Source organism: Vibrio porteresiae DSM 19223 (assembly GCF_024347055.1).
GTDB lineage: Bacteria > Pseudomonadota > Gammaproteobacteria > Enterobacterales > Vibrionaceae > Vibrio > Vibrio porteresiae.
Genome location: NZ_AP024895.1, coordinates 91,147 through 103,790 on the forward strand (window position 1 = coordinate 91,147; position 12,644 = coordinate 103,790).

Consider the following 12,644-nt stretch of genomic DNA (forward strand, 5'->3'; position numbering starts at 1 on the left):
TAGTCACAGCCGGGCAGGGATTCTTCTATTTGTGACGCTATCTGATTCCCTCCCATTGAAAATTACTTAATCTACCTATATTTAAAGATACATAACGGTCATTGTTGGCCTGCCGTTTTACTGAAAAAGGAACGTAATATGTCTAATCCACTTCTTACTTTTACGGATTTGCCACCGTTCTCAGCCATCAAGCCTGAGCATGTGAAGCCGGCGGTTGAGCAAGCGATTGAAGCATGTCGTAAAAAAATCGAAGCAGTTCTCAAAGATAACACTCATCCTACGTGGGATAACCTTATCGCACCGATTGAAGAGGTGGATGATCGTTTGAGTCGCATCTGGTCTCCAGTTGGCCACTTGAACTCAGTGATGAACAGTGAAGAGTTGCGTGAAGCGTACGAAAGTTGCTTACCGATTTTGTCTGAATATGGTACTTGGGTTGGTCAGCACAAAGGGTTGTTTGAAGCTTATAAAGCGATTCGCGCGAGTAAAGAGTTTGATTCGCTGACTCAAGCACAAAAGAAAACCATTACCAACGAATTACGTGACTTTGAATTGTCCGGTATCGGTTTGCCTCCGACTGAGCAAAAACGCTACGGTGAAATCAGCAAGCGTTTGTCTGAATTGGGCTCTAAATTCTCAAATAACGTGCTCGATGCCACTATGGGTTGGACCAAGCATGTAACTGACGAGAAAGAGCTTGCAGGTATGCCCGAATCGGCTTTGGCAGCGGCTAAAGCGGCGGCGGAAGCCAAAGGTCTGGAAGGCTTCTTGCTGACATTGGATATCCCTTCTTATCTGCCAGTAATGACTTACTGTGATAACCAAGAGCTGCGTAAAGAACTTTATGAAGCGTATGTGACGCGCGCGTCTGATCGCGGTCCAAATGCTGGTAAATGGGATAACTCAGAAATCATTGCGGAAGAGTTGAAACTGCGCCACGAAATTGCGCGTATGTTGGGCTTTAACTCTTACAGCGAAAAATCACTTGCCACGAAAATGGCAGAAACCCCAGATCAAGTGCTTAAGTTCCTAAACGACTTGGCTCTGAAAGCAAAACCACAAGGTGAGCGCGAAGTTGAAGAGCTGCGCCAATTTGCGGAAAAAGAGTTTGGCGTGACTGAACTGCAATTGTGGGACATCGCTTACTACAGCGAAAAACAAAAGCAGCACCTATTCCAAATTTCTGATGAAGAGCTACGTCCTTACTTCCCTGAACAGAAAGTAGTGAATGGTCTATTTGAAGTACTGAATCGTGTCTTTGGTATGAAAGTGGTCGAGCGTAAAGGCGTGGACACTTGGCACGAGTCAGTGCGCTTCTTTGATATCTTCGATAGCAATGAACAGCTGCGTGGTAGTTTCTATCTTGATCTCTATGCTCGTGAACACAAACGTGGCGGCGCTTGGATGGATGATTGCCGAGTGCGTCGTTACACTCAATCTGGTGAGCTGCAAACCCCAGTGGCTTATCTAACCTGTAACTTCAACCGTCCAGTAGGTAATAAGCCTGCGCTGTTTACTCACGATGAAGTGGTGACTCTGTTCCACGAAACCGGTCATGGTATCCACCATATGCTGACTCAAGTCGGTGTTGGTTCTGTTTCAGGTATCAACGGTGTGCCTTGGGATGCGGTTGAACTGCCAAGCCAGTTCCTAGAAAACTGGTGCTGGGAAGAAGAAGCACTGGCGTTTATTTCAGGTCACTATGAAACAGGCGAGCCACTGCCAAAAGAGATGCTAGACAAAATGCTAGCAGCGAAGAACTTCCAATCAGCGATGTTTATTTTGCGCCAGCTGGAATTCGGTTTGTTTGATTTCACTCTGCACACGACCTACGACCCAGAAGTTGGCCCTCGCGTGTTGGAAACTTTGGCTGAAGTGAAACAGAAAGTGGCGGTATTACCAAGCCTAGAGTGGAACCGTTTCTCCCATGGCTTTAGCCATATCTTCGCTGGTGGTTACAGTGCGGGTTACTACAGCTACCTATGGGCAGAAGTACTTTCTTCAGATGCGTTCTCACGCTTTGAAGAAGAAGGGATCTTCAATAAAGAAACCGGCCAAAGCTTCTTGAACAACATCCTAGAAATGGGTGGCAGTGAAGAACCTATGGAGCTATTCAAACGCTTCCGTGGTCGTGAGCCACAAATTGATGCACTACTGCGTCATGCGGGTATTGCTGCTTAAGTAAGTGATTCTCTCGAATGCAAAAAGCCCCGTTTAAATTACGGGGCTTTTTTATGAGCGATGCGCTACGCCTTGATTATGCAGCGCTTGGTGAAACAGTGACGCTCATTGATGTATCGGTATAGCTCACGCTAATGTCGTAAGCGTTACCTTGCGCATCGGTTGCGGTCACGCTACCAAAATCACCACTCAGCTCATCTCCAGCTGACAACAGTGTGTAGGTTTGTGCCGCTGTCAAAGTTGGAACAATGAGGTTCAATACACCTGCAGTTTTGATTTGTCCTGATGCTGAGATTTGAGCATGTTTTGACAGGTCGAGAATCAAAGTGCCAGATTCCATCACATAGTCAGATACGTTCAACACACCTTTATCACTATCGCTGCTGCCTGCCGTGATGGCGACTTTCACCGTGCCCGCATTTTGGTAGAGCGTTGAAGAGCCAAACGCGTTGGCTGAGGCTGCAACCAGAGTGCCTTCATCAAGTAATGTACCGCCAGAGTAGGTGTTGTCGCCTTCTAAAGAAAGTGCACCTGTCCCCGTTTTATGTAGGCGACCTGCTCCGGAAATGTCATTGCGCCAGCGGTCAAATGAATAAAAACCACCTTGGCTGCCATCCATATACAGCTCAACGTCACCAGTAAATTTGCCATAGCCATCAGCAGCATCGACTAAGTTGATGCGACCCCAGCCACGAGATTTGTTGATTACTGGGTAGTTGGAATCGATTTCTGTGGTCGCTAGAACTGCACGACGCTGTGCAGCTGAAAGGTAAGGTAGGCGACTTGCTAATAACACTTCTGCACCTTTTGGTACTTCCACATCATTGCTCTCTTCGTCTAACTTACTGAAACCATAGGTAAGATACGCACGATAACGCTCTTTCATCGCTGAGTGGTCTGAATACGCGTCGGTTGCAGAACATGGATTGGTACTGTCGGTGCTGCAATGAGCATAGTCGTACAGGGAATCGTAATCTGAGCCCATTTTTTCTGTGAAATAAGCATTTGCTTGTTCAACAGCAGCTTGAGCGATAGCGCTATTATCGCTGTCATACAGTGTTGCTGCCGTCACTGCTGTGCCCATAATACGCCCCCCGATCACATCCAGAGGAGAGTGCATTGCTGCCACGATGCGGTTTTCTCCTAGATCGGCGGCTCGTGCCACCATCTCTTGGAAACGCTCAGGCATCGCATAAGCAAACCCAAGACCACGGTCGAAGGCTTCAGTGGTGTGTCCACTTGGGAATGCACCATCTTTGGCGCGCCCAGACACCCAGTCAGTTCCCGCAACCCCAGATGTCGCGCCTGAGTAACCTTCGCTATAGCTAGTGGTACTGTTTTTGGTGTAAATGGTGCGCGCGGCACACAGTAAGCCTTTCATCGGTGTCACGATGGCCGATGTTGGGCGGTCGTAATATTTGGTCTCATCAAGGGTCGTGCCATCTGCTGCTACACAGCTGTCGGTCTGCAATTCACTTGCCGTCGTGAAGGCCGCAACCGAGTAATCACTCTCCATGCGCCAAGGACGCGGTGACTCAAAGTGGTATTTAGGTGCTTCTGTTGATGCGCCGTAGGCTGCAATGGTGTTCAGTAAAGTGACGACAGAGCTTAAGTCGGTGTCAGACGTGCTGCCATAGCCTGTTCTTAGGCTGCTAACCCCTTCAACATCATACAATTCATTTTGATAAGTGGTATTGATGACATCAAGGGTTTTGCCGTTGATCACCACGTTGTCGTTACTGTCGGTACTGTATGGAGAGGTCGAGCCTGCGCCCGTGCGATACTCGGTAGCCCAAGGTCCTAAGCCGGAGGTAAGGCTGTAGCCTTTATCGCGTTGGTCATCAAGGTAGGCGAGTGTCATGGCGGCTTTGTCACTGCGATCAATATCGGCAGTGGTTTGCCCTTGGCGAGTGAGGCTAGCAACGTAGTCGAAGTTTTCTTGCCAAATCGTTGAGTCCAACGTGGCTTCATTCGCAAAGCTCAGTTGCAGCGCAATACCGGTACTATTCGATGCGCCACCAGACACACCGGCTATCCCATTCACTGAAGTTAATGCGCTATTGCCGTTATTGGCCCAAGTGTCATCACCTAGATACCAAATCGAATCGAATCCGCTCAGAATTTGCAGAATAGGGTTGTAGTCTTGCATGTAAGCGACGGTGTTCGCTTTGTTGTTGGTTGTTGGAATATCACCATCGACAACCGCTACCTCAGTACCGGTGAGTGTTGGTTCTGCAACCACTTGTTCTCCCAGCAGTGATTGAGGGGCTGAAGGTAAAGTGGTGTCATCGTTATTACATGCAGTAATCGCACAGGCGATCGCCGTCATAGTGAAGAGGCGCGCAGGAGTCATTTTCATCATTGGTCCACGTATCCTTACGAAATAGGAGTAAATCAGTGTAAAAATGTCAGCATTTACGCTGACATTGTCTGACAAAGTGCGGGGAAAAATAGCAATTTGAAATGACGCTAATGTGACTTTGCAGGGAAAGAGTATGTTGTCATGTAAATTTAATTATTTGTTTATATTGAACATTTAAGTTTCACGTTTTTGTCATGATGTTGAGGTGGTTAGAATCAGTGATGTTTGATAAGGGAATCTGGGCTGACGAGTGATAAGCAACTAGGATATTTGCGGGGTTTGACCTGCATGGTCATTCTATAAACAATATCTTAGTAAAAATAGATCACTGAATAGGAGTGATACGATGAAAACATGTATTAAAGGCGTATTGCTGTTGGCCGTTCTATTGTCGATGTCAGGTTGTATTCCAATGCCGGGAATGCCTGGTGGTGGCGGTCCACACTTTGGACATCTAATGCCAACTAACGCACCTTCTATGCCTCATTAGTAGGCAAACTCGTTTATGTTCACACTTTCGTTATACGAAGGTGTGAACGACACACCTCGTTAAAAACACGACTCAACAAAAAGAAATTGCCTACAAGGCGAGCATCTTGCGGTTATTTGGGGTTATAATCTTCTCCATTATGTATAAATAACCAGTAGCCTTAGCCATGATGGATCCTTCTCTTTTACTCGACGGTTTAAATGACAAACAACGCGAAGCGGTAGCTGCTCCACTGGAAAACATGTTGGTGTTAGCTGGCGCGGGTAGTGGTAAAACCCGTGTTTTGGTGCACCGTATCGCATGGTTGTTGTCAGTTGAACAAGCCTCTCCTTTCTCGATTATGTCGGTGACGTTCACCAACAAAGCGGCTGCAGAAATGCGTGGGCGTATTGAAGAGCTGATGCAAGGCAACGCTTCTGGGATGTGGAATGGTACATTCCACGGTATTTGTCACCGTATTCTCCGCGCCCATTACCTTGACGCTAAGTTGCCAGAAGATTTTCAAATCATCGATTCTGAAGACCAGATGCGTTTATTGCGTCGTTTGATTAAAGCGCAGAATCTCGATGAGAAGCAGTGGCCTGCTCGCCAAGTCTCTTGGTGGATTAATGGCAAAAAAGATGAAGGGTTACGCCCATCTCACATCGATGCGTATCATGATCCGGTGACGCAAACTTACCTCAAGATCTACAGCGCTTATCAAGAGGCGTGTGATCGCGCCGGGCTGGTGGATTTTGCCGAAATCCTGTTGCGTTCTTTAGAGTTACTGCGTGATAACAAATTTATTCGCGAACATTACCAAGCGCGCTTCAAACATATCTTGGTGGACGAATTCCAAGATACTAACAACATTCAATATGCTTGGTTGCGTACCATTGCTGGTAAAGATTCCCATGTAATGATTGTCGGTGATGATGATCAGTCTATTTATGGCTGGCGCGGGGCGAAAATCGAAAATATTGAGAAGTTCACCTTAGAGTTTCCAAGCGTCAATACCATTCGTTTGGAGCAAAACTATCGTTCAACCAAAACCATTTTGGAAGCATCGAATACCCTGATTTCCAATAACACGGAACGTATGGGGAAAGAGTTGTGGACGGACGGTACTCAAGGGGAGCCGATCTCAGTTTACTCAGCGTATAACGAACTGGATGAAGCCCGTTTTGTCGTCAATAAAATCAAAGATTGGCAAGATAAAGGGGGAGCACTGCAAGACTCCGCCATTTTGTATCGTAATAACGCCCAGTCGCGTGTGCTTGAAGAAGCCCTAATTCAATCGAATCTCGCGTATCGCATATACGGCGGCATGCGATTCTTCGAGCGCCAAGAAGTGAAAGATGCCCTGAGTTACTTGCGTTTGATGGCTAACCGCCATGATGACACGGCATTTGAGCGTGTGGTGAATACGCCAACACGTGGCTTAGGTGATAAGACGTTAGACACCGTTAGAATGGCGGCTCGCGATCGCGGTTGCACTTTATGGGATGCGAGCGTGGCGTTGCTTAATGAGCAGGTTCTTGCCGGTCGTGCAGCTTCCTCATTAAGTCGCTTTATTGAGCTGATCAATGCACTTGAAGATGACACGGCGGAGTTACCGCTGCACGAGCAGACCAACAAAGCTATTCATGCATCGGGTTTGTACACCATGTACGAACAAGAAAAAGGTGAAAAGTCCAAAGCGCGTATTGAAAACTTGGAAGAGTTGGTGACTGCGACGCGTCAGTTTGAAAAACCGGAAGAAGCTGAAGACATGACCCTGCTGACCGCGTTCTTGACCCACGCAGCGCTTGAAGCGGGTGAAGGTCAGGCGGATGAGTTTGATGATGCGGTGCAGTTAATGACCTTGCACAGTGCAAAAGGTCTAGAGTTTCCACTAGTCTTTATGGTCGGTGTCGAAGAAGGCATGTTCCCAAGTCAAATGTCTGCTGAAGAAGCAGGACGTTTGGAAGAGGAGCGTCGCCTTTGTTATGTAGGCATGACTCGCGCGATGGAAAAACTCTACATTACTTACGCAGAAATGCGCCGTCTGTATGGTCAAGACAAATACCATAAACCGTCGCGCTTTATCCGTGAGTTACCGGAAGAGTGTTTGGATGAAGTGCGCATGAAAGCCCAAGTCAGTCGCCCAGCAACCGGCGGACGATTTAGCCAGACTGCAGTGAAAGAGAACTTTAATGAAACAGGGTTTACTCTAGGTTCTCGCGTTAAACATCCTAAGTTTGGTGAAGGCACTATCATCAATTTTGAAGGCAGTGGTCCACAAAGCCGCGTACAGGTTGCCTTTAATGGTGAAGGGATTAAGTGGTTGGTGACGGCTTACGCCAAATTAGAACGTGTGTAAGCCTATTACGCTAACTAACTGAACAGTGAATAGTCTAAAAACGTCAGTCCTAGTGGCTGGCGTTTTTTATTGCCGTTAGACCACCCTAATCGAGAAGTTCTATCTGATAGTAAATACGAGGCAAAGAAAAACCCCGAGGGCAAAGCCCATCGGGGTTATAGTCTTACTTGCAGCAATCCGGCTACTAAGTTGCTCCCTGCATCAATTCCTTGATAAGTGCGCTGTATTCCGTCAGCTTAATCCTTTCATCGCCTTCCTAGCGGTGTCCTTGTTTGACCTGTCCTGGTCTGCTAACTATCCCAATTAGCTCTCATCACTTGTTCCCTGAGCGGTGTCCCTTTACATCTTCCTGATGTTAAGTCCTTGCCTCGTCCAGAGGTGTTCCATTGTCTTTCCCTAGTAGCTACCATCCTAGTAACTAATGAGTCCATTCAATGTTCCACTTTGCTATCCGTGCCGATCGTTCATCCTGAGCAACCGAATCTTCTTCCTGAAGATGACCAAATCCTTGGTGATTTCCTGTTCCGTGTCAGCATCCTACCGACGAGATTCATCTTACTCAATTCCCTAAAACGAACAACGGCAGTTTGAGAGATTGTTTGATGTGAAATCGAATACATTTAACGTGTTTTTATATTTTTCAGTAACTTATAAAATATAGAGGCAATTAACCCCATGTAAAAAGAGATATTTCCTCACACCTTTGTAAGAGATCTCTCACAAAGGTGTGGGACGATCTGCCATTACTCAGTTATTCACCAATCGAGATACCTTCACGGCGAGGATCGGCAGCGCCTTCCAAACCGTGATCTGTCACACGAATTGCATGTAAACCGGAGTTGAGATCTTGCACTTTAACCTCATAACCTTGGGCTTCAAATTGAGGAACCCATTTTTCTGCCGATGTGCCTTTCTCGATTTCCATTTGACCAAAGCGGTTGAGAATGTGCGGCAGGCTCACTGCTTGTTGAATATCCATTCCCCATGCTAGGTGGGCAACCAGAGATTCCGCTACATAACCAATGATGCGACTGCCACCAGGTGAACCAATCGCCATGTAAGGTTTTTTATCATGCAGAATGATCATGGGTGACATAGAGGAGCGAGGACGTTTACCCGGTTCAACTCGGTTAGCCACTGGCTTGCCATCGACTTGCGTACGGAACGAAAAGTCGGTCAGTTCGTTATTCAGGATAAAACCATGCACCATCAAGCGTGAGCCAAACACGTTTTCAACGGAAGTGGTCATAGAAACGACGTTGCCATCGCGGTCGATGATGTTGAAGTGGCTGGTACAAGGTAGCTCAATCGATTCATCAGGGCTACGAACTTGGGCTTGCTGCCATTCTGGTTTACCTGGTTCCACTTTGGTTAGCGCTTTACCCGGTTGAATCAGCTCAGCACGTTGCTTGAGATAATCACGATTAAGCAGCCCTTCTTTAGGAACAGGAACATAATCTTCATCAGCGATGTATTGGTCGCGGTCAGCGAAAGCAAGACGGGAAGCATCTGCAATCACTTGCCATGAACGAGCATCATTTGGCCCCCATTTCGGCAAATCGAAATATTGGGTCATCGCCACAATCTGTCCAACAGTCATACCGCCAGAGGTAGGTGGCCCCATGCCGCAGATATCATAGCTTTCGTAACCGGTACAAACCGGTTCACGCTGCTTAACTTGGTAAGTGTCGAAGTCTTTTTGGCTTAATACGCCAGGGTTACCTTTGGCTGTTTGCACATGTTCAACGATATCTTGTGCAATTTTGCCCTGATAGAAAGCATCCGCACCGCCTTTGGCGATGGCTTTTAAGGTTGCTGCGTATTCAGGGTTTTTCAGCAATGTCCCTTCGGTTTTTGGTGACCCATCAGCATTAAAGAAGTAGCGACGGGTATCTGGATAACGACTGAGTTTCTCTTGGTCGCCAGCAATCAATTGCGCGAGACGAGGACTGATTTTAAAACCGTTTTCTGCCACTTTCGCGATCGGTTCAATCAGTTTTTCCCAAGGAAGTTTGCCATAGCGTTGATGTGTTTCCCACAGTAGTTTCACCACACCTGGGGTTCCTACCGAGCGGCCACCGACAACGGCATCATAAAATTTGAGAGGCTCGCCTTTCTCATCCAGGAACAAACTTGGTTTGGCATCTAAAGGGGCAGTCTCCCGGCCATCAAACGAGGTTAACTTCTGTTTTTTGGCATCCCAATACACCATAAATGCGCCACCACCAATACCAGAGGATTGAGGCTCAACTAACCCTAGCATCAGTTGCATTGACACCATGGCATCAATGGCATTGCCCCCTTCTCGCATAATTTGTGCGCCCACTTCTGAAGCGTGAGGGTTAGCGGCGTTCACCATCCAGTGCTTTGATGTCACCAGTGATTTGTGTTCAGTACCAGTACTTTGCTCAGGCGCAAAAGCATCGGTCGCTTGACCAACAGCGTACGCTGTTGAGGTGATGGCTAGTCCGGATAGAGCAAGCCATTTCATCATCCACTGCATGTGTATCTCCTTGTTTTGATAAGACTTGGAAGATTGACAGCGGATGAGAAAAAGGTCTAGAGCCAAAATGATAAATAATCGTTCTGGTTCATATTCTTTGGCTATATCAGATAATCGACATATACAGAATGATCGCGCCTACCGAGGTAAAGAGTAGTCCGCACAGCCCATCAATGTACTTCGCCACTTTGTGCAATTTTTGTTGTAATTTGGCGGTGGAAAGTAGCCAAGCTAACAGACCAAACCACCCAAGTGACAGGCTCCAAAGAATGACTAAAGCGGCGCCTTTGCTGGGTAATGACATATCGCTAGGAATCAAACTGGAGAGCAAGCTGATAAAAAACACTAATGCTTTGGGATTGAGTAAATTGGTCATGTAGCCACGAGTAAAGGCGATACGACGACTTGATACGCCACTTTGGGTTGAAATCGCTGTTTGTGCCGTTGGCGAATACCAATGACGAACTGTGCCATAGAGCGCGGTAAGTCCAAGATAAAGCAAGTAGCTGCCACCCGCAAAACGCACTAAAGAAAATAAAGTGGGATGCAGATGAACCAAATAACTCACGCCAGTAAGGCTTAAGATCGAGTGGGTTAAAATGCCAAATGACAACCCTAAGGCGATGTAGAATCCGGTTTTTCTTCCGTAACGAGTGGCATTTTGTACCACCAAAGCAAAGTCCGGCCCTGGGCTTAGCAAAGCAATAAAGTGGACAGTAGCAAGAGTCAGTAAAGCGTGTAAGTCATTCATCGAGTTTCTCCTAATGAGCGGACATTGTGTCATTCAGAGAAAAAGGGGGATTGTAAAAAAGTGACTGTTTTACGCGCTAGGGGTGAAGGATGAAAACAGAAAATGTCGGGTTTGATTAACGAACATCAGAAGGGCGAACGCCAAAAGAGTGTTTAAACGCTTTACTAAAATGGGCTTGGTCATAAAAACCGACTTGCAGCGCAACATCGGTGCCAGCGACTTTGGATTTTAATAGTTTCATTGCTTGCTCCAAACGTAACCGTGATAGCCAAGCATAAGGTGTCATGCCTGTGGTTGCTTTGAAGTGGCGTTGAAACTGAGTGGGCGTGAGATGGCAAATATCCGCTAATTGCTTTAGTCGAATCGGTTGATCTAAATGCGCCATAAGATACTCGCGCAGTGAGTCTAACGTCTTTTTGCCTAAACGATGGGGCCTCTTAGGGACAATTTTTCCGTAGCGGTTAACCAAGTCACCAAAGCCCTCTAGTGGTAAACAATCTTGTGCGAGCTGGCAAATGTCACCGCAATGATGACCAAGTAATTGATGAATCGTTACTAATTTTGCAAACAGTTCAGGATCGCGCACAATCGATGATTGAAAACTCACCAAGTTATTTGGGCTGGTTAAGTCGAGTTGTGTATCAAACCAATCTGGATGAATGGCGAACACACGAACGTGATAGCCAGAATCTAAAACAGAATAGCCATCGTGCAATTCGTCGGGAGGCATGATGATCAGCTCACCACCACCAGCACACTGCGTTGTGCCGCGATATTGAAATTTCTGCTGACCGCTAGTGATGAGACCGAAATGATAGTCGAGATGGTAGTGACGTGAGAAAGCAAACTTCTCATAGTTGCCTTCGATGAGGCTAATGGCGTCATCTTCTGTGCTCAGATAATTGACTTGGTCCATTGCGTTTTATCACCCTGCTTCACTATCGAAATGGTTTTCGTAAGCCTAGCAGGGTGAAAGAGTCTCGTCTTGTAAAAAACGATCACTTCATTGGTGTAGCGACAATCGGTGCACTGCGACGGCTTTTCACCAATCCATCGATACTGAAAATCACCAAGGCACCCCAAATAAAGGCAAACGTAATGGCTTTACTGAGGGCAAACTCTTCGCCGTACACGACCACGGCAAGCAAGAACATTAAGCTTGGGCCAATGTATTGGAAAAAGCCGAGTGTGGATAAACGTAAACGTGTGGCTGCGCCAGTAAAGCACAGCAGCGGTAAGGTGGTTAGTACACCTGCAAACACCAATAAGGCGTTCAGTTGCCAAGCATTACTGCTTAAGTCACTGGTAGGTGAATCAGCAAAACAGAGCAAGTAAATTGCAGCGACAGGGAACAGAATCAGTGTTTCGATAAACAGTCCAGTTTTCGCATCGATGCTGACTTTTTTACGCAGTAAACCATACACCGCGAATGTTGCTGCAAGAGAGAAGGCGACTAATGGTACAGAACCAAAAAGTGCGATTTGAATGCCCACGCCAATGGTAGCGAGTGCTACCGCAAACCATTGTAAGCGGCGCAATCTCTCGCCAAGGAACACCATGCCCAACAGAACGTTTAACAGAGGGTTAATGTAATAACCTAAACTCGCTTCCAGCATATGCCCAGAATTAACCGCCCAGATGAAAATCAGCCAGTTACTTCCTACAAGCAGTGAAGTGATGGTGAGGTAAAGCATGGTGGTGGGTTGGCGCAGTAGGCGCACCACTCGAGCCCAGTTGCGTCCAACATGGATAAGACCCGCGAGCAGGAAGAATGACCAAACTACGCGATGACTCAAGATTTCTAATGGTGCAACCTGCTGAATGGATTTGAAGTAAATCGGTGCAATGCCCCATATGACATAGGCAGCAATAGCAAGCAACGCGCCTTGGCGAGTTGACTGTTGTTCGGGAGTCATAAATAAGTGATCTCGAGTAAATAAAAGGGGAAAAACTGTGCGACGCGGGGCAATTATATCGTGGCGGATCGAAACCGCTACTAATTTGCGGTTTTATTCA

8 protein-coding genes are annotated in these 12,644 nt (G+C 46.9%); 3 read left to right on the forward strand and 5 right to left on the reverse strand.

The genetic code is table 11. The annotated features are described in order from the left end of the window. Positions 1-138 precede the first annotated feature (138 nt). Positions 139-2,181: an oligopeptidase A gene (gene prlC, locus OCV11_RS00445; protein ID WP_261894262.1), complete on the forward strand. Its 2,043-nt coding sequence runs from the start codon at positions 139-141 to the stop codon at positions 2,179-2,181. A gap of 76 nt (positions 2,182-2,257) precedes the next feature. On the opposite strand, the gene OCV11_RS00450 is transcribed toward prlC, so the two are convergent. Next, positions 2,258-4,543, reverse strand: a complete 2,286-nt coding sequence (locus tag OCV11_RS00450; RefSeq protein WP_261894264.1) for a phosphatase PAP2 family protein — start codon at positions 4,541-4,543, stop codon at positions 2,258-2,260. 346 nt (positions 4,544-4,889) lie between these two features. Here OCV11_RS00450 and OCV11_RS00455 point away from each other — a divergent pair, with 346 nt between their 5' ends. Further along, the gene (locus OCV11_RS00455) at positions 4,890-5,033 is read left to right on the forward strand and encodes a hypothetical protein (protein ID WP_261894265.1); all 144 of its coding nucleotides are present in this window, start codon (positions 4,890-4,892) and stop codon (positions 5,031-5,033) included. Positions 5,034-5,199: 166 nt separating this feature from the next. Beyond that, positions 5,200-7,374 (forward strand): DNA helicase II, encoded by a 2,175-nt coding sequence (uvrD, locus tag OCV11_RS00460; RefSeq protein ID WP_261894267.1) that lies wholly within the window; start codon positions 5,200-5,202, stop codon positions 7,372-7,374. A gap of 751 nt (positions 7,375-8,125) precedes the next feature. On the opposite strand, the gene ggt is transcribed toward uvrD, so the two are convergent. From ggt to rarD, 4 genes are all read right to left on the reverse strand, one after another. Beyond that, complete coding sequence (gene ggt, locus OCV11_RS00465) at positions 8,126-9,877, reverse strand: gamma-glutamyltransferase (RefSeq protein WP_373332798.1); 1,752 nt, start codon at positions 9,875-9,877, stop codon at positions 8,126-8,128. Positions 9,878-9,983: 106 nt separating this feature from the next. Next, complete coding sequence (locus OCV11_RS00470) at positions 9,984-10,628, reverse strand: LysE family translocator (protein WP_261894269.1); 645 nt, start codon at positions 10,626-10,628, stop codon at positions 9,984-9,986. 115 nt (positions 10,629-10,743) lie between these two features. Then, positions 10,744-11,544, reverse strand: coding sequence for an AraC family transcriptional regulator (locus OCV11_RS00475; protein ID WP_261894270.1), 801 nt, complete (start codon positions 11,542-11,544; stop codon positions 10,744-10,746). An 82-nt stretch (positions 11,545-11,626) separates the two neighbouring features. Continuing rightward, positions 11,627-12,544, reverse strand: coding sequence for an EamA family transporter RarD (gene rarD / locus OCV11_RS00480; protein WP_261894272.1), 918 nt, complete (start codon positions 12,542-12,544; stop codon positions 11,627-11,629). Positions 12,545-12,644: the final 100 nt, after the last annotated feature.